This is a genomic window from Desulfopila sp. IMCC35006 (assembly GCF_005116645.1).
GTDB lineage: Bacteria > Desulfobacterota > Desulfobulbia > Desulfobulbales > Desulfocapsaceae > Desulforhopalus_A.
This window is the reverse complement of record NZ_SWCM01000008.1, coordinates 135,350-159,872: the sequence shown is the minus strand read 5'-3', so window position 1 is coordinate 159,872 and position 24,523 is coordinate 135,350. Positions and strand designations below refer to the sequence as shown.

Sequence of the window (24,523 nt, the reverse complement as noted above, 5' to 3'; positions counted from 1 at the left end):
TAAATGATTCAACAACAATTCAGGGAGATGGGCCACCCTCCCCGCCATCAAAATTCAATAATCCCGGCGACAATTGTTTCAAAACGCAAGCCTCGGGAAGCCTTGACAAGAACGGCATCTCCCTGCCCAAGACGATGGGATTCGACCATTTCGTGCATCCAGCGAACCGCCGCCTCTTTGTTGGCGAACGAATGGATTCGATCTTTTTTGAAACCGTGTTCGAGGGCTCCATTTACCACATCTTCTCTAAATTCACCAACAACTCCTGCATAATCAATTGCTAATTGTGCAATCAATTTTCCGATCTCGTAATGCGCATGGGGAGCAGAGGCCCCAAGCTCAAGCATATCCCCGATTATACAGAGGGAACATTTTCCAGCAATTCCTTTCAATGTCTTCAGGCCGGCAGTCATTGAAGCCGGATTGGCATTGTAGGTATCGTTGATTATGGTGAAACCGGAGCCGGCGCGGAGTATCTCCATACGTTTGTCCGGCGGCCGGAAATCAGCCAGGCCGGCGGCAATATGTTCCAGTCCGGCTCCTGCAGCGATGCCGATGGCTGAGGCACAGAGGGCGTTGCCCACGTTATGTTCTCCGGCGATGGCAAGACGAACTTTTATCGATTCCGATCGGTGATGCAGGGTGAAGGCAATGGTGCCTCCGCCCGCGACGTCATTCATATGGATATCGGAAGCCCAGATATCCGGCGGTGCACCTTCCGCTTCGCCCTGTACCGCGAAAGTGATTTTGCGATTGGGATACTTGATTGAAAGATCTCTGATCCGTAAGTCATCGAGGTTGACTATCAAAGTTGCCGATTCTCGGCTCGCGGCAAAAAGCTCTTCTTTGGCCTTGGCGACACCTGCAATCGACTCCAACCCCAGGAGATGCGCGCCATGGATATTGGTGATACAGCTTATATCAGGATCAGCTATCGCCCCGAGGCGACGGAGTTCACCGGGCTGGTTCATGCCCATTTCCAGCACCGCTGCCCGGTGACCGACATCAAGAGGCAGCAAAGACAAAGGCAACCCTATAAGATTATTAAAATTTCCTTTCGTTTTCAAGACACAGTCAGCAGGATGATCAGGTCCCTTTGGCCACACTCTTGCCAGAATTGAAAAAGCCATCTCCTTGACCGTTGTTTTTCCGCAGCTGCCGGTAAGGCCGATAACCACCTGCCGACATTGTCCGGCCAGAGCTCTTCGGCGAAATGCCGCCATATCGCCCAGAGCACGCTGGGTATCGGAAACGACGATCTGGCAGACGTCAATTCCGGCCGGCAACGAGAGCTTTCTCTCAACCACCAGACAACGCGCACCGTTGTCAATCGCCTGCTGGACGAAGCTGTGCGCATCATGGGTTTCCCCTTTCAGGGCAACAAAAATGCCATCCCGGCTCACCACCCTGCTGTCAGTGACGACCGGTCCAAGCAATTTCGTCACTTTCTCACCTGAAAACAATTCCCCGCTCACGGCGGCGGCGACCAGCTCAGCCGTCCACGAAAAGAGGACTTTTTGCGCCTCCATTCGATCATCGAAAAACCTTTTTCCCTGAGAAGTCAACTGATAGGGCTCATGTCCTTTTCCGGCAATAACGACAATGTCTCCGGCCGAGGCGCCGCGTATCGCGGCTTCGATTGCGTTTTTCCTGTCGCGTATCACCACATATCCGCGATCGCGACTGGTTCTGGCCGCCAGCCAGGCTGCGTCTTTGCCTTTAAGCGCCGTGGCACGCAGGCCACCGAGAATCTGTTCGACTATCAGATCAGGATCCTCAGATCGTGGGTTGTCGTCAGTTACCACTGCGACATCGCAGATTTTTCCGGCAATTTCACCCATCAACGGACGTTTGCCCTTATCTCTGTCTCCGCCGCAACCGAAAACGCAAAAAAGCTGTCCGTGCGGCAGAGCAGCGACGGTTGTCAGTACTTTTTCCAAAGCATCCGGGCTGTGGGCATAATCAACCAGGACCACCGGGCCGTTCGAGTCCCAGGCAGAGCCGGCAACAACCCGTTCGACCCGGCCGGGAGCGCCGCCGGCTGTGGCCAGCGCACGACAGATCAGCGCCTCCTCAATGCCCAGAGCCAGGCAAAGGCCATAGACGGTCAGGATATTATCGATATTGTAACGGCCAATAAGTGGAGAGCAGAGGGTATGCAGACCGGACGAAGTCTTAACGATCATCTCGGTTTGCTCAAGAGTTGAGGAGAAATTCTGCAATTGAATATCAGCCTCTTCGCTCTCTCCCCAACGAATCGTTCTTTTACCGGATTTGCCGCAAATCTCATGCAATAACCGGTTCCACTGGTGGCCATCGATTCCCGCCGTTGTATCGGGCAGCACGGCCATGCCTGTTGCCCGCAGATGATCGGTAAACAGCAGGGTTTTGGTACGAAAATATTCAGCCATCTCTGCATGGTAATCGAGATGATCCCGGGAAAGATTGGTAAATGCAGCAGCATCGAACATAATGGAACCGATTCGCGACTGGGCGAGTGCATGGGAGGAAACTTCCATAATCACATATTCTACGCCATTGTCAACCATCTCTCTCAGCACTTTCTGCAGCAGGAAAGACTCCGGAGTCGTAAACCTTGTCTGCAGAGTCGTCGTCTTGCCGTTTTTGCCGGTATATCGGTTGTTGATCGTCCCTATAACGCCAACCGACAGTCCGGCCTGCAGCAGAACATGCTCAAGCAGAAAGGTTACCGTGGTCTTGCCGTTCGTGCCGGTAACGCCAATGAACTTCAGCTTCTCACCGGGCTGTTGGAAATAATTGGCGGCAACGGCCGCATATGCCCGGGCGGTATCATCTACCTCAATCACAGTCGCCCCGAGTTTTTTGGCCTGTTCCTCCGTCACTCTCTGCCGGCCGCAAATTATTGTTCGACAGCCTGCGGCAACAGCTGCCTCGATATAGTTATGGCCGTCACTGACCAGCCCGGGCACAGCAACAAAAAGACTGTCGACGGAACAGTCCCGTGAATCGGAACATATCGCGGCAATTGGTTGCTCAAGTGACTTTCCGACTAACGAATAAACCGGGGTAAACTCCACCCCCATAAGCAGAGATGCGACTGTATTATGCACTTTATGTAATGATATCAGTTAAGTTTTGGACGGTGCTGGCCCCATTAGTATGGACGATAGCATTCATCCTATGCGGCAGCGTTCACCTCGCAGATGAACCGCTTCATCAAGCTATTTTGCAATCGAACATTTTTTTGCCACTCCGTCTGTTTATAATGCGTATAGTGTGCTGCCCTGGTGCAGCACACCAGCGAATCATTTTTTCGCGGAATGGCCTCGGCTAATTTTTTCAGGCGACATATCCTCCTGATTTACCATAATTAACACACATTCTTTTATGCCTTTCAGCGAGGTTCCGGGGCGCGGCTTCTGGTCGACGACCTTCCCGGTTCCCTGAATTTTAAGCACGACATTTGTCCCCTGTAAGAGACGAAGACTTTTTCTGAGACTTAAGCCCCGAAGATCCGGCATGATCCCGGGAACTATAATATCCTTTGCGCCGCTCTTCGTTTCTGTGGAAAGATCAGGGAACAACTGGCTCTTAGGCTGATAATTATTTTCACCTCCCACCTCCGGTTCTCGCACATCAGCGACTGACCGTGCTATTTGCTGGAGCACAGAGAGTCTTTCAACCTTTTCTTCAACAAGCTGCTCAAGGCCGACTTTTCCGGCACTTCCATCCTTGCTCACTCCCTCTGGAGATTTCTGGACGACAATAAGCATATGCAAATCATGGCTTCCGGCGGGCAGGGTGACGAATAACATATCATTGATCGCAAATTGACGAACACCGCCACGGACAATACTCACCAGGATATCATCCCGGAAAAAATAGCTGTTGGACTTCCCCGGTCTCGCCTGACTCTGAAAGAGCGACACCGTCCTGTCGCCTGCAAAATCGGACCAGAGATCCGATTGTTTGTCGGTCGGCTCTTTCTCAGAGAGCAGCACCTCCGCGCCGGTTTCCTTATCAAGGATTTTTTTTACCGCAAACGGATGTATGTTTTTGCCCTTATCGAGCAGCATGGAGATCGTCCGTAAAAGGTTCAGAGGAGTGGCACTTTCCGGCACAAAATTGAAATCGGTTTCTGCAGCAACCACCGGGAGCTGTTGACTTACGGCCGTTTTTTTCGACTGGGCAGGCACATGAAAATCTGTTGTCTGGGAATCTTCCAGGCCCAGCCACTCCCAGATCCGCAACTGGTTGCCGAGACTGTTTTTATTGGGAATCAAGCTCCAGGCGGCAGGGCTGACCCGGTCCTCGCCATACGCCTGCACCATAGTTGCATCCCGCAGAAAAAGTCGGTATTTTCCAGGCATTGATAACGGTTCAAAAAAAAGGTCCTCAGTCTGCTCCTGAGAATATTTTGCGTACGTATTGGGATTAAAACCCGGCAGATTGGCACCACCGATTATTTCTCCGGTCTCGCTCTCAAGAAGATACATCGCGACCTTGTCAGCCTTCTCACTGCGTGCAATATCACGCACAAGGTTCTCCAGAATCTCCTGAATTTTCAAATCAATGGTCAACACCAGATCGAACGAACTGCCGAGAGGCGGTTTTTTTCCCTGCAGTTTAAGATTTTTGCCGGCAAGGAGTCGGTCATAATAGTACTCTACCCCGGAAAGCCCAATACTGTTTTCTACCGCGCCAATTATATAAGCGGCCTGCGAATCATTGGGGTAGTACCTTTTTTCATCTCGTTGTAAATATACTCCCGGCAGCTTCTGCTTCTTTACGGCAATTTCTTGCTCCTGGCTTATATCTTCGGCGATCCAGAGTCGCAAAACCCCGCTTTCCAGTTGCTCTTCCAGTTTATTTTTATCAAGAGCGAGGACTTCGCTGAGTCGTGTCGCAGTCTCGGGAATCGAATCAATCTCCCGGGATCGAACATACACTGAAACGCGTTCGAGGTTGACGGCAAGTTGCTTGAGGTTTCTGTCATAGATAGTTCCTCTGACCGGACCCTTCTGAGAAAAAGTGACTCTTATGGAGTGCAGGACCCCTTGTACTGAGGTGGCGATGCCAAAATGCTGTTCCAGTTGATAGCCGACTGCTCCAAGTATGGCTAGAATCAACAGAGAGAGAATCACCCGCCTGCCTTCTTTTTTTTGCGTTCTGAGGCGGGATTTTTTGATCATTTCGTCTAATTAGTTTTCATCCTGCAACGATGCGGCTCGGCGTGGATGCTTACCTTGGTGTAAGTCGAGGTGTTTGATACAATTAACCGCAGGCACCGGGTTACTAGCGGAGTCTATACTTACCTCCTATGACTACATTCCAACAACAAAGAACATTGAAAACAGGCAGATTGAGACCTGAAAATACCTGTCTGAGAATGACAACTATCAAGGATATATAAACGTTCCAGTCCTTCGGTTAAATCTTCCCACCTGGTCTTCAGAACTGCTGTAGAGAGCTAATTTTTCTGCGGCGAGCTGCTCCATGCTGGCAGGAGACCAGAGCCTTGCCTTACTGGCAAGTAATGCAATGTTTTTATCCATCAACTCATGTCGTTGATCGCCGACGTTGACAATCGAGAGATCGACACTCGTAATGGCGGAGACAACAAACATATGTATACACAGAACTACAGGTAAAATCAGCAGGAGAATTTTTGCAACAGGTTTCCACAAAGGCAGCCAACCAGACAGATCAAAGAGCTCCCGTGACCGGCCATGCTGGCGAATGCCGATTTTTGCTGCAGACCGCAAATATGCTTCAGTAGAATTATTATAGTTCATGATGCTCCTCCTGTTCCTATGTTTCTTTTTCTTGCAACCCTCAACCGTGCACTTCGTGAACGGGGATTGACAGCAATCTCTTCGGGGGAAGACATGACGGGCTTACTGGTCAACACTTCCAACTCTTCGTTATTTCTAAATTTTCTCTTAACTATCCGATCCTCCAGAGAGTGAAAAGATATCACACAAAAATGTGCTCCCGGCTTGAGATACCGTACGCCGTCATCGAGTATCCGGCCCAGGTTTTCCAATTCGGTATTCACTGCTATCCGCAAGGCTTGAAATACCTTCGTCGCCACATGTATTCTTTTGGGATGAAATCTTTTCGGCACCGAATGAGCAACTATTGCAACGAGCTGCTTCGTGGTCCTGATTTCCTCCCGCTTTCTATTGGCAACTATTGCCGCGGCAATAGGCCGTGCCTGCCTTTCTTCACCATAATAATAAAAGATATCTGCCAGTTCCTCTTCCGAGCAGCTTGCCAGGATAGAGGCAGCGGTTGTCTCGCCCCGGCTGTCCATGCGCATATCCAGGAACTCATCGCTTTGAAAGCTGAAGCCCCGTCCACCCATGTCAAGCTGCAGTGACGAAACCCCTATATCAATGAGCAGTCCATCTATCGCCTTGACACCGATCTCATCGAGACCTGCACCAATTTCGGCAAAATTCCGTCGAACAATGGTCAAGCGATCTTTAAAACTATCCAGTCGCAACAGTGCATGCTGCAGGGCATTTTCATCCCACTCAAAGGCAATGACTCTGCCATCAGGTGCCGAAGCGGACAGGATGGCTTCGGTATGTCCCCCCAGCCCAAGGGTGCCGTCGACATACACTTTGCCGGCCTGAGGCGCCAGATAGTGGAGACATTCGGGCAATAACACCGAGGTGTGGATCTGTTCCATCTGTTGCCCGGCCATCATTACAGAATGCCCATCCTGGCAAGATCTGCCTGATGTTCTTCAAATTTCTCACGGGTGGTATCAATTGCCGCCAGGGAGGCCTCTTGATCGCAGATTTCTATATAATCCATCATGCCTGTCAGAGCGATTTCCTTGTTCAGGTTGGCATCCTGGCGCAGTTCCGGAGGAATACGGATGCGGCCCTGCTTATCAATAGGGCATTCCGCAGCTCCACCAATGGTATAACGAATGAAGCCGGCCACCCAGGGCTCACCACCCTGAGTCAACAGTTTCGTTTCCAGGGCTTCCCATTCGGCCATCCGATAAGCTCGCAAATGGGTCTTCCAGGGACCAACCATCAGCATCTCAGAGCCACTTTGACGCAAAACCTCACGAAAACGACTGGGAAGATTCAGTCTCCCTTTCGCATCCAGCACGTGAACTGTTCTGCCTCGAAATCTGTTCTGTGTCAAAAATATGCTCCCTGAACCACATCAAACCACTTTGAACCAATTCCATCCCACTTTGAACCACTATACTCCTTTTTATATTCAGACAGGAGCAGTGTCAAGGAAAATATACTCGTAACTTCAGGAGGATAAGGGCGACAAGAGAAGATTGACACACCACAACATATTGGGTGTTGGTCGAGAATCGTCTACCGTATCTAGTGAAAATAGGCGAATTCGGCCCTAAAACAGCCCAACGCACAGATCACCTCTATTGAACAAGTAATTGAGTGTTTTCAGGATGTTCTAGAAATACTACCAAAAGCGAGAAATAATACTATTTCCGATGGTGGAGCAAAGTGGTGGAGAAGTAAAAACAAGAAAGGCCAACTGCACGTCTGTCAGTCGGCCTCGGATGAGAGTGGAAGGGAGAACGCTCGGTGAAATTTAGTCGCGCAGCAGATGACTATAGTCCGAATCACTGGAAAAACTATGGTCCGGGCCGGGGTAGCCGCCATTCTTGACTTCCGTGTTATATTGTTGAATACTCGATTTAATGATGGGCGAAAGATCGGCGTATTTCTTGACGAATTTCGGGGTGAACTTATCAAACATACCCAACAGATCATGGGTGACGAGCACCTGACCATCGCAATGAACACCCGCCCCGATACCAACGGTCGGAATGGCAATCGACTCGGAGATCACCCGGGCCAGACCGTCTGGAATACATTCGAGCAGCAAGCCAAAGGCACCTGCCTCTTCCAACCCTTTGGCCTCGGCGAGAAGCCGCCTGGCGTCATCAAGTCCCTTGCCCTGCAATTTATAGCCGCCAAGCTGGCTGGCCGTCTGAGGAGTCAGGCCAATATGGGCCATAACCGGCACGCCTGCGGTAACAAGGGCCTTGACAACCCCGCACATCTCCAGGCCGCCTTCGAGCTTCACTGCATCGCAGCCTCCCTCCTTCAGAAAGCGGATACCATTTTTCACCGCATCCCGCTCGCCGGTGTGATTGGCGCCAAAGGGCATGTCACCGAGGATAAAACTGTCTGGAGCCCCGCGTCGAACCGCCTTGACATGATGCAGCATTTCTTCCATCGTTACCGGAACGGTGGAATCATACCCCAGCATCACCATGCCGAGTGAATCGCCCACCAGCAGGACATCAACCCCGCAACTGCTCAGCAATCTCGCCATTGAGCTATCATAAGCCGTCAACATGGAAATTTTCTTTCCTTCAGCCTTCATGGATCGTATTTCTGCAAGTGTTTTGCGCATAATGGCATCCTGTTGTTAGTGACTTAGAAATAATCTCTTGTGCTTTTTACAAGAGATTATTTCGTGAAGGAACTTATCCCGCAAATCTTTTGGGCGGGATTAATGACTTAGAAATAATTTTCTTGTGCTTTTTACAAGAAGATTATTTCGTGAAGGAACTTATCCCGCAAATCTTTTGGGCGGGATTAATGAATTAGAAATAAAAAATAGCTCACGCCCCCTTGTTATTCCTCAAAGAGAGATTGCTGTACAGCCCTCTGCCGGGGGATCTTCCGCTTGAAGTGTTCGTATGCCCTGGCAGTAGCAACCCGGCCGCGCGGAGTTCTGTTCAAAAAACCCGATTGAATAAGAAAAGGCTCATAGACATCTTCCAAAGTGTTTTTTTCTTCGCAGACAACTGTTGCCAGGGTTTCCAGGCCGATTGGCCCGCCCTCGAATTTGTCGATAATGGTCAGCATAATTCTTCTATCCATATCATCCAGGCCGAATTGATCAACCCCCAGCAGGTTCAGGGCCTCATTGGCAACGACACCGTTTACCACGGCATGTCCGCCCACTTCGGCAAAATCTCTTACCCGACGCAGCAGTCGATTGGCAATCCTGGGCGTTCCCCGGGATCGCCTGCCAAGCTCAAGCGCCCCGCTTTTATCGATACGCATCCCCAGAATCCTTGCCGACCGCTGCACGATGGTCACCAGCTCCTCCGGCGAATAAAACTCCAGACGCAGGACCACGCCGAAACGATCCCTGAGCGGTGGCGTCAAAAGACCGGTACGGGTTGTCGCCCCAATGAGAGTAAATCGAGGCAGATCCATTTTCACCGACCTGGCTCCAGGTCCCTGGCCGATGATCAAATCCAGCTGAAAATCCTCCATGGCCGGGTACAAAATCTCTTCAACCACATGGTTCAACCGGTGAATTTCATCGATGAACAGGACATCCCCCTCCTGCAGGCTGGTCAGGATTGCGGCAAGGTCGCCCTGTTTTTCGATCACCGGTCCAGAGGTGACTTTTATTCCCGCCCCCATCTCGTTGGCAATTATATAGGAGAGGGTGGTCTTGCCCAGACCGGGAAAACCATGAAAAAGAGCATGATCAAGAGGCTCTCCGCGACCGAGGGCGGCCTGGATAAAGATGGCAAGACTCTTGCGCACCTGCTCCTGGCCGATATAATCGGCGAGTTTCTGCGGCCGCAGGGAATTGTCACTGCTTGGGTCCCGCATATCGGTTTCCGGGACAACCAGACGGTTGTTGCGTTTGCCGGGCTTTGCCGAACCGATATCTTCCTCAATATTCATGCCAGTGCTCTCAGAGCCTCCCGGATAAGGACTTCAACTTTCTGGGTGGCAAAAGCCTCTTCCCCAAGCTGTTTTTTGACTTTGCCAAGTGCACCCCGGGCAACGCTATCCGGGTAGCCAAGATTCATCAAGGCAGAGATCGCATCGGCTGCAGCGGAACCGGCCACTGCAGAGACCATGGAACCTCCACCTGCTAGCGGCACGGAGCCGGAAATCAAGTGTGCCACCTTATCTTTCAGATCAACGCAGATCCGCTCTGCGGTTTTTTTGCCAACTCCGGGGAGGGTCGTCAGTCTTTTGATATCCCCCCCACTGATCGCCCGACAGATCTCGCCTACCCGCAAGCCCGAGAGCATTGCCAGGGCCAGCTTCGGGCCTATGCCGGAGACAGTTTTCAGAATAAGAAACAGCTCCTTTTCCTTCTCCTCCAGGAAGCCATAGAGGGTGATGGCATCTTCTCGAACATTGGTATGGATGTAGAAAAAAGCCTCCTCGCCATTTTCCGGCATTCGGGCTATGCAGTCGGTTGACAAGAGGACTTCATACCCGACCCCGGCCACATCGACTACCGCCCGGTCAAAACCCTTTGAAAATACTTTGCCTGTTAAGGTGGCTATCATAATTTCTTACAAGTGAAATTGATTCGCATGGCATATAGCCACGGCCAGGGCATCGGCAGCATCCGAACTGGGCGAGCCAGCCAGCCCGAGCAGCACCCGGACCATATGCTGGACCTGTTTCTTGTCGGCCTGCCCATACCCGGCGACCCCTTGCTTGACAGCCCGGGCACTGTAGTCAAATACCGTCAAGCCATTCTGCATGACGGCGACAACCGCCGCACCACGGGCATGACCAAGCTTCAGGGCGGAACGGGGATTCGTGGCGAGAAAAACCTCTTCAACTGCCGCGACAACAGGTCCATGCAGCTGAACCACCTCATTTATCCCCTCAAATATTTCATTGAGCCTATACGAAAACGAGGAGCTGGTCGTCGTTTTCACCACCCCGCAGGCGACAAAATGCAATTGCCCCCGATCGGCATCGATTACTCCGTAGCCGGTACACCTGCTGCCTGGATCAATACCGATAATTCGCTCCACCTTCCTGCCTATTCTGACAGCTGCTCCATCAACCCATCGTCGATATCAAAATTAGCATAAACGTTCTGCACATCGTCGTGGTCCTCGAGACTTTCCATCAGCTTCATCAGCGAGCGGGCAATTTTTTCATCGACCACCTCGACGGTGGTCTGCGGGATCATGGATACAGACGCATCCAGAAAGCCGACCCCGGCCTCTTCCAGGGCATTGCGCACCTCATCAAAATCTTCGGGGGCAGTCAGAACCTGAAATTCGTTCTCTTCCTCAACGACATCTTCGGCACCAGCTTCCAGGGCAGTATCCATCAATGCCTCTTCTTCGACCGTCGTCTTATCAACAAGAATCAGACCTTTTTTGTCGAACATATAGGCGACACAACCGGATTCCCCGAGGTTGCCGTTATTTTTCGCAAAATAATGCCGCACATCGGCAACTGTCCGGTTGCGGTTGTCGGTCAAGCATTCCACAAGAATTGCAATACCACCAGGGCCGTATCCTTCATACAAGATCTCATCGTACACCTCGCCGGCAATCTCACCGGTCCCCTTCTGAATGGCCCTGGCAATATTATCTTTGGGCATATTTTCAGCTTTGGCCGAGGAAATGGCGGAGCGCAGTCGAGGGTTTCCTTCAGGGTCACCGCCGCCATGACGGGCCGCAACAGTAATTTCCTTGATCAAACGGGTAAATATTTTACCTCGTTTTGCATCATTTGCACCTTTCTTTCGCTTTATCGTCGACCACTTAGAATGTCCTGACATATTTATACCTGGTTGTTATTTGATAATTTCGTAAAAATGTAAAATCACGGACAGCTACGTAAAAAGCCATATCTGCGTCGTTGTTGCCGTTTTTATGTCATTCCGACGTACTCCGGTACGTCGTACATAATATAAAAACGGCAACAACGACGCAGATAAGCGCGGACTTCGGATGAAGAGCTTTACGACACCATCACTTTTTGTAGTCCATCCCCAACACAAAGACTTCTCTACTCTCTATTCTTGAACTTTTCGGCTTGAGCACCTTAACCATACCAAAACGTTTTTTCAGTTCCTCAACAAATGCGGGAAAATCTTCTCCTTGAAACACCTTACAGATATAATGCCCTTTATTGAGCAGCAGCTCTTCGGCAAGTGCCAGGGTCGTTCGAACCAGGATCAGTGATTTCTGGGCATCCGTCCACCTGTTACCGGTGGTGGCCGGAGCCAGATCGGAAATAATCACCTTGAAAGCCGGACGGAATTTCCGCACCATAAGAATCATTTCCGGTTCAAGGATATCCTGGCAGAGCCAGTGGATCGGCGCTCCCCCCGGACGAACGGTCTGGTCCGCCTGCTGCAGGTCAACCCCGACGACAATCCCTTTCGGACCAATCACCTCCGACGCGTAGAGCGACCAGCTGCCGGGATAACAGCCGAGATCCAGCACACTGTCGCCCCAGTGGAGAAATTTGTACTTCTGCTGCACTTCTTCCAGTTTATATATAGATCGGGCCGGATATTTATCTTTTTTGGCCTTTCTGGAATAGTAATCGTTTATTTTACGCACGTATCAATGACTTAGAAATAATTTCCTGTGCTTTTTACAAGAAAATTATTTCGTGAAGGAATTTATCCCGCAGAGTTTTTTGGCGGGAAGAGTGTTTAACATTTACAAAACTGGTTCAACAAATAAGTAAACGGGAGTACTTTTTAACATTAATTACGAGAATGTACAACCAAGACACGTACACCCTTCAAGGGGGTACTGAAAAGAGTCCCACTTATTCTCCATTTATCTGGATTAGTCCATTTATTTTTCTTTGACAAGCTCTAAAGCAGCACTATCCAGGTACGAAATCAATGTGTCCCCTAGCTGTTTCGGTCCTGTAAAAATTTATTTACCCAGTCAAGAGCAGTTCCTCGATCGACAACCTGTCCCTCGACTCTTGCCGCCTCAAGCTCGCTGAGAATTTCCGAAAAAAGAGGGCCTGGGGCAAGCTTGAATTCTTCGATCAGATCTTTACCACTCAAAAGACGAGGGCCGCGGAGCACGGGTTCAATATCCTCATCATAGATTTTCTGAACAGTAGTAAACAGAGCGACCAATTCTTCTTCCATTCGCTCCGGCTTTTTTTCTCCCCGACTGGCAAGACTGTCTGACATTGCCAGTAAAAACAAGCCGGTCAGACGCTGTTCGGCGCGGCGACAAAGTTTCAACGCCGCTCTTTTAGATATTGGCTCCTCTCGCTGCACATTGCACAGGTGAAACGGATGCATATGCATGCTGATCAGAGAACCGACCATCTCGGTATCTGCCCTGCTCCATTTAGCCCGATCGGCAAACTCCTGCACCATTTTCCGGCCAACCTCGTCATGACCATAAAAGGTGACCCTCCCTTCTTTATCGGCCCGGGTTTCTTTAGTCACCGGCTTGCCTATATCATGCATGAGGGCTGCCCATTTCAGGCAGCGAATCACATTTGCTTCTTTCAGATACGTACCAATTCGCTCACCATAACCTGGGAAAAAACGATCCGGCTCGGCAATAATACTCTCCATCATCTGCAGCGCAAGAAAACAGTGGTCGAAGACATCCAGGTGATGAAATTCCGGCTGCTCCACCCCCTCTCCCAGATAGAGTTCCGGCAGAAGCTGCCGCAACAGCCCTGATTCGGCCATTTCCCGCAGCGTCTCAGCGGTTCGGGACGAGTCGAAGATCAGCTGGAGTTCATAGCCGATGCGCTCGGCGGCAATATGGCCAATCAGAGGGGCGTGCCGCCTGATCGAATCCTTTGTTGTCTGTTGCAGGTGAAATCCAAGAGTTGCACACAATCGATAGCCGCGCAACATTCGCACCGGATCGGCGATAAAGGCACCGGGACAATGCCTGATCCGGCCTTCGCGCAGATCGTCCAGTCCACCGGTCGGATCAATCAGCGCCCAGTCATGCCCGTCTCCTGTCACTGCCGCGAGTTGCATGGCCATGGCGTTAATGGTGAAATCACGCAGCGGCAGATCTTCTTCAATAGACTGGACACCGGCGCGAAAACAAGAGATGTCGATCTGTTCCCCACGCCAGACAAGTCGAACGGTTTCCTCATCAGGGCTGGAGAGATCAACGAGGGTGCCTTCGCCAAGCTCGCGCTGCAGCATTTTGGCGATCGATACAACACTGCCGGAAACAGCAAGATCCAGATCATGCGAGACCCTTCCGAGCAGACAATCACGAACCGTTCCGCCGACCAGATATAATTCTGCGCCACTCTTACCGGCAACCCGCCTGAGGGCCTGCAGCAATTCGTCGGCGTAGCCTGTGCTCAATGCAGTTAAACTTTCCAGCCCGCTGTGATGCACCTGTTCCGGTTTCCTTAATCCTTTACAATATTGAGGTCCATGCTGTACCATGACGATCTTCCCGCGACGAACTCAATCCATCGAGCCAGCCGCAAAAATCAAGTAATATACCACATCCACCCAAAGAAGAACATTCTCTCGAACTCTTCGCGACAAAACATATGAACCAGGCAGAACCCTTCCTCTATCTCGCCCCCATCCGGGGACTAACCGATGCACTCTTTCGGGACATCTTTTTCCGCCATTTTGCAGGGTTCGACGCAGCAGTTGCCCCATTTATCACGCCGCAGAAGAAATCGCTGTACGAAGATAAGATGATTCGCGATGTACTGCCGGCAAACAACACCACCCTGCCGGTTGTGCCCCAGCTGCTGCACACCGACCCGGAGGATTTTCTTGTCCTGGCCCGCCGCCTGGCAGGTCTTGGTTATACCCATGTCAACTGGAATCTCGGCTGCCCGGCGCCGATGGTCGCCCGTAAAAAAAGAGGCTCCGGCCTTCTTCCCTACCCGGAGGAGATAGTCGGCCTGCTGACGAAGGTTCTTCCAGAACTGCCGCTGGAGTTATCCATCAAAACCAGACTGGGCTTTAACGATCTTTCGGAAACCCGGGCACTTCTCCCGGAATTGGACCGTTTTTGTTTAAAAGAGATAATTATCCATGCCAGACTTGGCAAACAGCTTTACAGAGGCACAACAGATCCTGATGGCTTTGCTGTCTGCCGGCAACTGACCCCGCACCCCCTCACCTACAACGGCGACATCAATAATGTTGCAACCTTCAGAATACTCGCCGACCGCTTTGCTGAAATCAACAGCTGGATGCTCGGCCGGGGTGCTCTGGGTAATCCTTTTCTTGCCGAAGAAATCAAAAACTATCCGCAACAATCTCTTGAAATCCGAAAAAAGCGCCTCTATAATTTTCACGAGGAGCTGTTCAACCGATACACCGAGCGCCTCGACGGCCCCAGTCACCTGCTCGGCCGCGTCAAAAGTCTCTGGCTCTATCTCATCAACTCTTTTCCCGGCAACAAAAAACTGCTGAAAAAGATCCTGAAAAGCACCAATCCAGCGGCATACCGTGAAGCGGTCGACCAGCTTTTTGCGGCAGAGTAGCTGCTCCCCCGTGCAGGGCACGGGAAGCAGCGGTATGGTAAAAAAAATCAGGACAACTGCCACTCCCGAAAAATCTTATCCGCCAGAGGCGCAGCAAGAATGAGCCGACGGCTTGTGCCAAGAAGGCAGGTCACTTCCCCTTTGCCGATATTTTCCGGCAATTTTCTGCCGTAACGGACCACCAGGGCGGCGGCCAGCTGGAGATCGATCTCCAGCTTTTCATGATCCGGATACTGGCTCCCGGCCTTTTTCAACACCGCCAGCGGTCCCGGCCACTCCTCCATTTCCAGCCTCGCATCCTCTGCCTGAATCAGTTTTTCCAGCTTATTGTTGTCTTTTTCATCACGGCCGACAATCAGCCAGCCGCCACCGGGGAGGATAAACTGCCGACCGACCAGCAAGGCCCGGATATCAGGGACACAGATCTCCGCTGACTGCAGCACGGAATCGCCGGCATAAAACTGGGCGATACGCTTGCTCAGAATGGGATCAGCCAGGATGCATCCGCCGGCAGGCGATGGAAAATCAGTGATGCCATATTTTGCCGCCAGCTCAATCTGCGGCGAGCGACTCCGCCCATTCATGGCCAACAGCTTGCTGCGATCGACAAGACCTGCCGCCTCGACTGCGGTTTCCTGCATCAGCTGGGCACAGAGAGGACGCAGGAGGATGGATTTCGTCCCGGAATCACGCTCGATAACGTTCATCGTGTCCCGACGCTGGGACATCGGCCGCTGACCGAGAATTTCTCCGGAGATGAGGAATGAGGCTCCTTTTTCGGCAAGCAGCTGTTTCGCCCGGGCGAACATCATAATCTTGCAGTCGATACAGGGATTGAAATTTTTCCCAAAGCCGTGGGCCGGGTTGTGCAGCAGACGCAAATAACCGGGGCTGATATCCTCCACCTCGACATAAATGCCGTACTGATCCAGCATTTTCGATTTATGGGCGGGGATATCAGCCAGGATATCGTAATTAAAAAACGGGGTGACAAACTGAATCGCCTCCACCTCGATCCCCTGCTCCATAACCACGCGGGTTGCCAGAATTGAATCGAGACCTCCGGAAAAAAGAGACAATCCTTTAACTTTTTTCATGCGCAGGCACCACCTTTCATCAGCAGGTCTTTCGCCCAGGCCTGAGTCTGCTCGGTTGCGGAATCTCCGGCCAGCATCCTGACTATTTCCCGCACTCTCGATTCCGCAGACAAACGTATGACTGCCGACTGCGTCCGCCCCCCGCCGACGGTTTTCGATACCTGAAAGTGCAGGGTTCCACGGGCGGCAATCTGCGGCAGATGGGTGATACAGAAAACCTGATGGTGGGCCGACAATTCCTGAATTTTTCTCGCCACCGCCTCAGCCGCTTCGCCGCCTATACCGGCATCGACCTCATCGAAAATAACCGTTTCCACCATATCTTTTCTCGCCAGAAGACACTTCATGGCCAGCATCAGCCGCGACAACTCCCCTCCGGAGGCAATCTTGGCCAAGGGCTTTGCCGGCTCACCCGGGTTGGCGGAAAAAAAGAATTCCCCCCTTTCCCAGCCACTGGGCTTCATTGTCGATGGCAGCTGCTCCACCTCTTTCCAGACCATCTGGAAACCGGCCTGATTAAAGGAGAGCGACGACAACTCGGCCATCATCGCGGTCTCGAGAGTTGCTGCCGTCATCTTCCGTTTTTCCGACAGGAGCCTGGCCTTCTCGCACATCTCGCGCTCAATCGCCGTCAACTCTTTGTCAAGCGCGGCAATTTCCTTGTCCATATTGTCAAGATGCTGCAGTTCAAGCTCTCCCTGAACGGCAAATTCGAGAATACTTTCCACTGACACTCCGTATTTTCGTTTCAGTTGCTGGATAAGATCGAGTCGCTCGGCCACCTGTTCCAGACGATAAGGATCATGTTCCAGCGAATCCCGATATTCTTTCAGTTCGTTGACATAATCTTCAGCCAGAAAGGTATACCCGCTGATATCTTCGGAAAGTTTTGCCACGCCTGGATCGATTGCCGCCAACTGGGCCAGGTTCTGCCGCAGGGTGACCAGGTTGTCCATCAGCTCATGGGAGAGGAGATGATGCGTCGCCTGACTGAGATTGATCAGCGCCTGGGCATTTTTCAGCCTTTTCTTTTCGGCAAGCAGGACGTCATCTTCCCCCGGCTGCAGAGCAGCTTCATTGATTTCTCCCAGCTGGAATCTGAGAAAATCCTGCCTCTGCTCCTTTTCCTGCTCCTGCTGCCTGATATCGTTCAACGCTTTTAATTTGTCCTGCCACTTTTTATGGATTGCCCCAAGCTGCAGTCGATCCGGCCAGAGATCCCCGAGGGTATCCAGATAGTCGAGATGGAGGGCTGGCTGCAGCAATTGCTGGTGATCGTGTTGACTGGCGACACTCAATAATTCAGTGGTCAATTCAGAGACAATCCTGGCGGTTGCCAGAGAGCCGTTGACATAGAATCTACTCCGTCCGGAGTCACTCACCAGCCGTTTTATAACGAGCGAAGGTTCGTGGCCGAAACCACCTTCCTCCAGCTTCCGCAACAGCTGATGATGCCGGGGATTAATCTCAAACAGCGCCTCCACTTCACAGCTCTCGGCACCACTGCGGATCCAGTCTGTTGACGCCCGGCCTCCCGAAAGCAGATGAATGGCCCGCATCATGATCGACTTGCCCGCTCCGGTCTCCCCGGTCATAACTACCAGTCCACCGGATTCGAGCTGGTCGAACTCCAGCTCAAGAGATTCAATCAAAGCCAAATTTTTTACGCGTAATTCACAAAGCATCGGGTCCTGTTAACATCCTTACAAGAGAAGTCCTTTCTTGACTCTGCTGGAAAAGGACAGTAGTTTATTTCCTTAGTATACAAAGTCTGTCATAAAAAAAACAAACTCTGAAGTAGTATCAATAGTTTCAGCTTGAATATACTACCAAGGCACTTGCCCGGCCTATATCCCACTTACCGGGGCGAACACCTTACTCCAGAGAGTCTGTAGCCGCCTGTTCGACAGGCGCTTTCTTACTCCCCATTAAACGACAACGATCGAATATGAAAGAAAAAACGGACCTCAGCGCGAGCCTCGAAGATTACATCGAGGCAATTTATCACATAATCGAAGAAAAACTCGTCGCCAGGAGTAAAGAGATTGCCGCACGCCTGGGGGTCAGTCGTGCCTCCGTTACCGAAGCGCTGCGGGCCCTGTCCAAAAAGGATTTGATCAATTATTCGCCCTATGAGGCCATCACCCTGACCGATGAAGGAAAACTCGTCGCCGAAGATGTGATTTTTCGCCATGAGGCCCTGAAACGTTTCTTTATCGAGGTGCTGACCATTGAAGATTCGCTTGCCGAAGAAGGCGCCTGCAAGATCGAACATGCTGCGCCGCCGGAAATTATTGCCCGGATGATCAGTTTTACCGAATTCATGCAAGTCTGCCCCAGAGGCGGGGACGAGTTGATCAAAGGTTTTGCCGATTTCTGCGAACGGGGAAAACAAGACAATAACTGCGAACGCTGCATTTCTCACTGCCTTGATGCACCTAAGTCCAGCTGAATATGCTGACAGCGGTGAAAGATGTCAACGACGACCGGCCTGCAACAACAGAGTTATCTCCCCTTCTTCAGGAAAACGCTGCAAACTTTTTTTAGAAAAAATCAACGTGTCATCAACCTTCACCTCGAACACCCCTCCCGAGGAAGACAACAATGTCACTTCCGCACCAAAGGCATCTTTCAGCTCATCCCCCAGACTGGAGGCACGTGGCTGATAGTTTCACCTTGAACAGTATTCAATGGATACCCGCATGTCTTATTCCTTTTTTGACATCTTTTTAAATCTTCAGGCCGGCAAACATGTATAGAGCAATTGTCGCCCTGAGTGTAGCCATTTTTTATGACGATATCAATATGTGCCGAAATAAATAACCGACCAGATGAAGAATACCAAGCCTCTTTTAAACGAACTTGCACGACTGGATCGCGAGGAAGCACAACGCCTGGCTTCCGTGGCGACAAAGTCCCCGGAAGGACGACGACGATTCCCCGAAGAGACTGCCGCGTATCGGCAGCACTTTGCCCTTGATGCGGACCGGATTCTTTATTCCCGAGCCTACAGCAGATATATTGACAAAACCCAGGTTTTTTCCCTGGTGGCAAACGATCATATCACCCACCGGGTACTCCATGTCCAGCTGGTTGCCCGTATCGCCAGGACAATCGGTCGCTTTCTGCGCTTGAACGAAGACCTCATTGAAGCTATTTCACTCGGCCATGATGTCGGACACCCGCCATTTGGCCACGATGGCGAAAAATTTTTATCCGACCTCTGTCTTGAACACGGTCTGCCGCCTTTCCAGCACAATATCCAGTCGGTCCGGCTGCTCGACAGACTCGAACGAAAAGGCAGAGGCTGGAATCTCACCCTCCAGGTATTAAACGGCATTCTCTGTCATGATGGAGAGGTGCATTCGAGAAATCTCCACCCTGAACCGATGGCGACATTTGCCGAATTCGACCAGAAACTGGAAGATAAATCGCAGTATCCTGAACGTGCCACCATGCCGGCTACGCTGGAAGGTTGCGTGGTACGACTGGCGGATACGATCGCCTATATCGGCAGGGATATGGAAGATGCCATTATTTTAGGACTCATCAGGCGGGAAGACCTGCCGGAAAAATGCAGGACAATTCTGGGCAACACCAACGGCACTATCGTCTATACCCTGGTGACCGACCTGATCACGCATAGCCATCTTGGCGATACCGCAGAAAGTTCCTCTATCGGATTCAGTGAAGAGGTTGCCGCAACCCTGCAAGAACTCAAGGCATTCAACTATGAACGAATCTACCTGGCGCCGTCAACCAAGCAGCAAAATCCACTGGTCCATGACTGCTACCGGAGACTTTTTGACCATTATCTGGCCTGCCTGGATGGTTCGACCGGAAACCTGTGCGGCGATGTTGATCTGATGACCGATATCAGTCCCCATTATTTGCAGCACTACAGCTCAGAAGAAAAAGTCCGTGATTTCATTGCCGGCATGACCGATGATTTTTTCCTCAAAGAAGCCAGATTAATTGGCTGCAGGGTACCGGAAAAGAAATGATGGAAGAGCACGCCTGGTCATCTGCCAGCACGGAAATCGCTTCTCCATCTACATAACCATTGACCTCGATCCGCGAACATGGTATCCATCTTTGCTTGCATATCAGCACCCGTAGCTCAGCTGGATAGAGCACCGGACTTCGAATCCGGGTGTCGCAGGTTCGAATCCTGCCGGGTGTACCAGAAATTTCAGGGGGTTAAGTCAAAACGACTTAACCCCTTTTTCTTTTTATGGGTAGTTTGTACAACCCCTGTACAACTTTTTTCTTGATTGAAATAAAAATGCTGATACAGGATTTTCCCGCACCGGACTTCGAATACACCTAAAATTTTCAGCCCACCTATTCTGTTTCCAGAAACAAAATATCTTTTTGGTGCCATCGACATTCATGGCCAAACGCCCAACAGCACCAGCAAGGGAACCTCCTCTCGCATCGGCAAGTCGTTTCGTGGTACCAAGTACTCATTTAGCTTTATTCGAATTTCTTACAGGTTTTTTGACCAGTTCAACAAGATCATCGGTCGCAAAAACAAACGCCCCGTCAGAAGCTGCCTTGATCTTTTCCCCAACAACTTCCAGTATCGCAATATCTGTGCGAGGTGGATCACTATATTGCACTGGTATTACTTTAAATACCATCTTGGGATCTAGTACAAGGCATTCACCGTCTTGATTATCTTCTGAAACCATGTGGGAATTGAACTTTGTTTCTTCACCCTTCACCCCAAAAATAATCATCTCCCTCAATACCTCCTTGGACATGCAAGCTATTTCAGATTTCGGGAATCCCCTTTTCGCCGATCCACTAAGTCCGGCGGTTCATCTCCGCGGGTCCGGGGAACAGATGAAACAGCAGGAAGGAAATGATAAAATAGTCGGTTCATCCCCGCAGGTGCGGGGAACAGATGACTCCGGACGGACCACATATCAATGCGATCGGTTCATCCCCGCGGGTGCGGGGAACAGGCAAGTACGACCATCACCGGGTCTGGCGGTTGCGGTTCATCCCCGCGGGTGCGGGGAACAGTTTATCGGGCGCACGGAAGAAACAGATTGATACGGTTCATCCCCGCGGGTGCGGGGAACAGACATCGCCGTTCATGGGAGTTCCTGGAGGGATCGGTTCATCCCCGCGGGTGCGGGGAACAGACAATGGTCTTGGTGAACTGGAAGTAGGCGATCGGTTCATCCCCGCGGGTGCGGGGAACAGTACAAAGCCGGGCCACGTTTTGGCAATCAAGGCGGTTCATCCCCGCGGGTGCGGGGAACAGAGAAGCAATCAATTTTTGCTGTGTTGATCATTCGGTTCATCCCCGCGGGTGCGGGGAACAGGTAATTATCAAGCGGTCGTGGATACTCGCGGCAGGTTCATCCCCGCGGGTGCGGGGAACAGTCTGAGCATCATTATAGTCTGCAATACCTGCTCGGTTCATCCCCGCGGGTGCGGGGAACAGCCGGCCAGGTGGAGATATCCGCGTCAAGTTTCCGGTTCATCCCCGCGGGTGCGGGGAACAGAGTGGATTAAAGGTGAAGTCTGCCCAACTTCACGGTTCATCCCCGCGGGTGCGGGGAACAGCCGACAATGCAGCCCTTACGGCCTGGTGTGATCGGTTCATCCCCGCGGGTGCGGGGAACAGTCCATTTTATGTAGTACCGTTGCCTGGTACTACGGTTCATCCCCGCGGGTGCGGGGAACAGCGCTGACCAAGAGCCAGGGCTAATCGAGCCGCCGGTTCATCCCCGCGGGTGCGGGGAACAGGGTTTATAAAATACCGAAAACTATTGTCTGAGCGGTTCATCCCCGCGGGTGCGGGGAACAGCAAAGATCCTGCGTCGGGTCTAGTTTGTGGCACGGTTCATCCCCGCGGGTGCGGGGAACAGTGCACCGTAAACCCTGTTTTCTTGAGCGCGGCCGGTTCATCCCCGCGGGTGCGGGGAACAGAGAAGATGGACACTATAGGAAAAGAGGCTTTTCGGTTCATCCCCGCGGGTGCGGGGAACAGTCAAGATTGCCCCCTGCTCTTTATTTAACTGGCGGTTCATCCCCGCGGGTGCGGGGAACAGTTCTCAATTTGTAAAGTTCTATCATCAGGTGCCGGTTCATCCCCGCGGGTGCGGGGAACAGGGTAAGCGTGGTCGGCACGTAATAACCGCTGAACGGTTCATCCCCGCGGGTGCGGGGAACAGTGTGTCATTTGGGATGTGGCAGCTTGAGTTTCCGGTTCATCCCCGCGGGTGCGGGGAACAGCAATCTTTATCAACATCAGCCCTTCCCATTATCGGTTCATCCCCGCGGGTGCGGGGAACAGCCGTCAGGCGCTGTTACTTCGGTTATCCCTGACGGTTCATCCCCGCGGGTGCGGGGAACAGTGCAATGTCGGGTTCGGCTTCTGGCAGATGGCCGGTTCATCCCCGCGGGTGCGGGGAACAGGGGAGCGGATGAAGGACGCGCTGAAGGATTGACGGTTCATCCCCGCGGGTGCGGGGAACAGGTTTAAACAGAATCCAATCTGGATATCCTGCTCGGTTCATCCCCGCGGGTGCGGGGAACAGTTCTTCTTAATGAGATCCATTGCGTTGGTGGCCGGTTCATCCCCGCGGGTGCGGGGAACAGGGGTTTCTATTCACTCCTGCTGATCCGTTCTTCGGTTCATCCCCGCGGGTGCGGGGAACAGGCCACTCACCGCAGCAGGTTCCTGACCACTCTCGGTTCATCCCCGCGGGTGCGGGGAACAGGGTCGTCGTGCAATTAGGATCTACCGGATACACGGTTCATCCCCGCGGGTGCGGGGAACAGGGGTGTTAATTCTAGCACTGGAAATTACCGTCCGGTTCATCCCCGCGGGTGCGGGGAACAGACTAATTGAAACCAATTGAAACTATTAGATTTTCAAAGATCAGTCAAGGTTACCGTAAAATATACGGTACTGTTTTAGTTTTCAGAGGGTTCTTGTATAGGCAGGAAGGATACCAGTTTTATCCCATCAATCTCAAGTGGGATTCGCCTGTTTTCACCAATTGTATTGAAATCGAATCCTCTTTCGCTGTTGGTCGACCAGGCAATCACGGCATTGCCTTCTTCTATTCCATGCTCGACTTGGCTCCAGATCATTTCTTGTATACGTCGCGACACTTTACCGACATAAATTCCGGCTCGAATCTCCAGTAACCACACCGCAAGCCTCCCGCGAAGACGAGGTGGCGCATTTTCAATTACGATGACCAGCATCACCGATACCCTCCTTGTTAGGAATAGCCATTTCAACAGATTCTATTGGTTTATCTGGGGGAGCAACTTCCCCAGCAGCCAATATCTGTTCAATAGTTGGTATAATTCTTTTGAGCAATTTGGCTTGTCTGAAGGCATCACGGCAGGCAAGGCGCACATCTCGTTCAGGGTTGTGCGTTCCTCGTCCTGCAATTCGAAAAGCAACAGGTACAACCGTTTCAAATTTGAAAACATCAGCAATATCGTAGACAAAAGATTGTGGTTTACCGGTATGGATAAAGCCGACAGCAGGGGCATATCCTGCTGCGAGAATAGCACTCTCGCAAATGCCATAAAGACAAGCGGTTGCTGCAGACAGGCAACGATTCGGTACATCACCACTGCCCCATTCAGTATGATCATAGTTCCGGTTTTTCCATTGTACTCTATACTGCTTGGCTAAAAGCTGATATAGACTACGCACTCTCGCACCTTCGATACCCCGGAGCTGTTCTACACTTCTTTTTTCCGGAGGTTTTTCCTGAAAGCGAAGTTCGTACATTTTGCGGACAACTTTCAGGCGGGCCGTATCGTCCAGTGCTAATTTCGCCTGATACAATAATCTGTCGGCTCTTGCCCCACCCGGCTGACCGGCAGAGTAAAGCCGCACCCCACCTTCACCGACCCAGGTTAATAAACACCCGACACGGGAAGCCAACACCACTGCAGCATGTGAGACTCTGGTGCCGGGTTCCAGCATCAGGCAGCAGACGCTACCAACAGGGATATGGGTTCTGACACCGTTCTTATCGACAACCACAAAGGCTCCATCCAGGACATCAAGCCGCCCATATTCGATAAATATGATTGGTGTCCGGTCCTTAATTGGGATGGGCTTTAATGGCGGCAGGGCAGCACCGGTCATGTTTTGTTCTCCTCTTTTGGAGTTTTCAACCATTT

20 protein-coding genes, 1 tRNA gene, 1 pseudogene and 1 CRISPR repeat array are annotated in these 24,523 nt (G+C 51.6%); of the genes and pseudogenes, 4 read left to right on the top strand and 18 right to left on the bottom strand.

Features of this window, described 5'->3' with window-relative positions; genetic code table 11:
- Window positions 1-47 precede the first annotated feature (47 nt).
- The 12 genes from FCL47_RS14750 to FCL47_RS14695 all read right to left on the bottom strand — a co-directional run bounded on the left by FCL47_RS14750 (window position 48) and on the right by FCL47_RS14695 (window position 14,190).
- Window positions 48-3,092: a UDP-N-acetylmuramoyl-L-alanyl-D-glutamate--2,6-diaminopimelate ligase gene (locus FCL47_RS14750; RefSeq protein WP_136814280.1), complete on the bottom strand. Its 3,045-nt coding sequence runs from the start codon at window positions 3,090-3,092 to the stop codon at window positions 48-50.
- A gap of 195 nt (window positions 3,093-3,287) precedes the next feature.
- Window positions 3,288-5,174 carry a PASTA domain-containing protein gene (locus FCL47_RS14745; RefSeq protein WP_136814279.1) on the bottom strand — a complete coding sequence of 629 codons (1,887 nt, stop codon included), beginning with the start codon at window positions 5,172-5,174 and terminating at the stop codon, window positions 3,288-3,290.
- Between the two features lie 207 nt (window positions 5,175-5,381).
- Complete coding sequence (locus FCL47_RS14740) at window positions 5,382-5,777, bottom strand: hypothetical protein (protein WP_136814278.1); 396 nt, start codon at window positions 5,775-5,777, stop codon at window positions 5,382-5,384.
- The gene (gene rsmH / locus FCL47_RS14735; RefSeq protein ID WP_240744255.1) at window positions 5,774-6,697 is read right to left on the bottom strand and encodes a 16S rRNA (cytosine(1402)-N(4))-methyltransferase RsmH; all 924 of its coding nucleotides are present in this window, start codon (window positions 6,695-6,697) and stop codon (window positions 5,774-5,776) included. Before rsmH ends, FCL47_RS14740 begins: the two co-directional genes overlap by 4 nt.
- Entirely contained in the window at window positions 6,697-7,149 is a 453-nt protein-coding gene (locus FCL47_RS14730) for a division/cell wall cluster transcriptional repressor MraZ (protein WP_136814277.1), read from the bottom strand. Before FCL47_RS14730 ends, rsmH begins: the two co-directional genes overlap by 1 nt.
- Window positions 7,150-7,572: 423 nt before the next feature.
- Entirely contained in the window at window positions 7,573-8,403 is an 831-nt protein-coding gene (gene panB / locus FCL47_RS14725; RefSeq protein ID WP_136814276.1) for a 3-methyl-2-oxobutanoate hydroxymethyltransferase, read from the bottom strand.
- Window positions 8,404-8,627: 224 nt separating this feature from the next.
- On the bottom strand, window positions 8,628-9,626 hold the full coding sequence (gene ruvB / locus FCL47_RS14720) for a Holliday junction branch migration DNA helicase RuvB (RefSeq protein WP_240744261.1): 999 nt from the start codon (window positions 9,624-9,626) through the stop codon (window positions 8,628-8,630).
- A gap of 71 nt (window positions 9,627-9,697) precedes the next feature.
- Window positions 9,698-10,321 (bottom strand): Holliday junction branch migration protein RuvA, encoded by a 624-nt coding sequence (ruvA, locus tag FCL47_RS14715; RefSeq protein WP_136814274.1) that lies wholly within the window; start codon window positions 10,319-10,321, stop codon window positions 9,698-9,700.
- Between the two features lie 6 nt (window positions 10,322-10,327).
- Entirely contained in the window at window positions 10,328-10,801 is a 474-nt protein-coding gene (ruvC, locus tag FCL47_RS14710; protein ID WP_136814273.1) for a crossover junction endodeoxyribonuclease RuvC, read from the bottom strand.
- Between the two features lie 8 nt (window positions 10,802-10,809).
- The gene (locus FCL47_RS14705; RefSeq protein WP_136814272.1) at window positions 10,810-11,562 is read right to left on the bottom strand and encodes a YebC/PmpR family DNA-binding transcriptional regulator; all 753 of its coding nucleotides are present in this window, start codon (window positions 11,560-11,562) and stop codon (window positions 10,810-10,812) included.
- A 193-nt stretch (window positions 11,563-11,755) separates the two neighbouring features.
- On the bottom strand, window positions 11,756-12,352 hold the full coding sequence (locus tag FCL47_RS14700) for an RlmE family RNA methyltransferase (protein WP_136814271.1): 597 nt from the start codon (window positions 12,350-12,352) through the stop codon (window positions 11,756-11,758).
- A 302-nt stretch (window positions 12,353-12,654) separates the two neighbouring features.
- Entirely contained in the window at window positions 12,655-14,190 is a 1,536-nt protein-coding gene (locus FCL47_RS14695; RefSeq protein WP_136814270.1) for a CCA tRNA nucleotidyltransferase, read from the bottom strand.
- A gap of 110 nt (window positions 14,191-14,300) precedes the next feature.
- Here FCL47_RS14695 and FCL47_RS14690 point away from each other — a divergent pair, with 110 nt between their 5' ends.
- Entirely contained in the window at window positions 14,301-15,254 is a 954-nt protein-coding gene (locus tag FCL47_RS14690) for a tRNA-dihydrouridine synthase (protein WP_136814269.1), read from the top strand.
- A gap of 47 nt (window positions 15,255-15,301) precedes the next feature.
- Here the strand turns inward: FCL47_RS14690 and FCL47_RS14685 are convergent, their stop codons facing one another.
- Both FCL47_RS14685 and recN read right to left on the bottom strand, forming a co-directional pair.
- On the bottom strand, window positions 15,302-16,351 hold the full coding sequence (locus tag FCL47_RS14685; RefSeq protein WP_136814268.1) for a thiamine biosynthesis protein: 1,050 nt from the start codon (window positions 16,349-16,351) through the stop codon (window positions 15,302-15,304).
- Entirely contained in the window at window positions 16,348-18,036 is a 1,689-nt protein-coding gene (gene recN, locus FCL47_RS14680; RefSeq protein WP_136814267.1) for a DNA repair protein RecN, read from the bottom strand. Before recN ends, FCL47_RS14685 begins: the two co-directional genes overlap by 4 nt.
- A gap of 263 nt (window positions 18,037-18,299) precedes the next feature.
- Here recN and FCL47_RS14675 point away from each other — a divergent pair, with 263 nt between their 5' ends.
- On the top strand, window positions 18,300-18,803 hold the full coding sequence (locus tag FCL47_RS14675) for a metal-dependent transcriptional regulator (RefSeq protein ID WP_136814266.1): 504 nt from the start codon (window positions 18,300-18,302) through the stop codon (window positions 18,801-18,803).
- A 24-nt stretch (window positions 18,804-18,827) separates the two neighbouring features.
- Here the strand turns inward: FCL47_RS14675 and FCL47_RS25340 are convergent.
- Window positions 18,828-19,010: pseudogene (locus tag FCL47_RS25340) on the bottom strand (SelT/SelW/SelH family protein); the annotation flags it as partial.
- A 172-nt stretch (window positions 19,011-19,182) separates the two neighbouring features.
- Between FCL47_RS25340 and FCL47_RS14665 the strand changes: the two are divergent.
- Window positions 19,183-20,355, top strand: a complete 1,173-nt coding sequence (locus FCL47_RS14665; RefSeq protein WP_136814265.1) for a deoxyguanosinetriphosphate triphosphohydrolase family protein — start codon at window positions 19,183-19,185, stop codon at window positions 20,353-20,355.
- A gap of 105 nt (window positions 20,356-20,460) precedes the next feature.
- A tRNA-Arg gene (locus FCL47_RS14660) sits at window positions 20,461-20,537 on the top strand.
- 280 nt (window positions 20,538-20,817) lie between these two features.
- On the opposite strand, the gene FCL47_RS14655 is transcribed toward FCL47_RS14660, so the two are convergent.
- From FCL47_RS14655 to cas1e, 3 genes are all read right to left on the bottom strand, one after another.
- Window positions 20,818-21,093: a hypothetical protein gene (locus tag FCL47_RS14655; protein WP_136814264.1), complete on the bottom strand. Its 276-nt coding sequence runs from the start codon at window positions 21,091-21,093 to the stop codon at window positions 20,818-20,820.
- 77 nt (window positions 21,094-21,170) lie between these two features.
- Window positions 21,171-23,213: a CRISPR direct-repeat array (repeat unit 29 nt; unit sequence CGGTTCATCCCCGCGGGTGCGGGGAACAG).
- 74 nt (window positions 23,214-23,287) lie between these two features.
- Window positions 23,288-23,584 carry a type I-E CRISPR-associated endoribonuclease Cas2e gene (gene cas2e, locus FCL47_RS14650; RefSeq protein ID WP_136814371.1) on the bottom strand — a complete coding sequence of 99 codons (297 nt, stop codon included), beginning with the start codon at window positions 23,582-23,584 and terminating at the stop codon, window positions 23,288-23,290.
- A complete protein-coding gene (gene cas1e / locus FCL47_RS14645; protein WP_136814370.1) occupies window positions 23,565-24,488 on the bottom strand; it encodes a type I-E CRISPR-associated endonuclease Cas1e in 924 nt (307 codons plus the stop codon). Before cas1e ends, cas2e begins: the two co-directional genes overlap by 20 nt.
- Window positions 24,489-24,523: the final 35 nt, after the last annotated feature.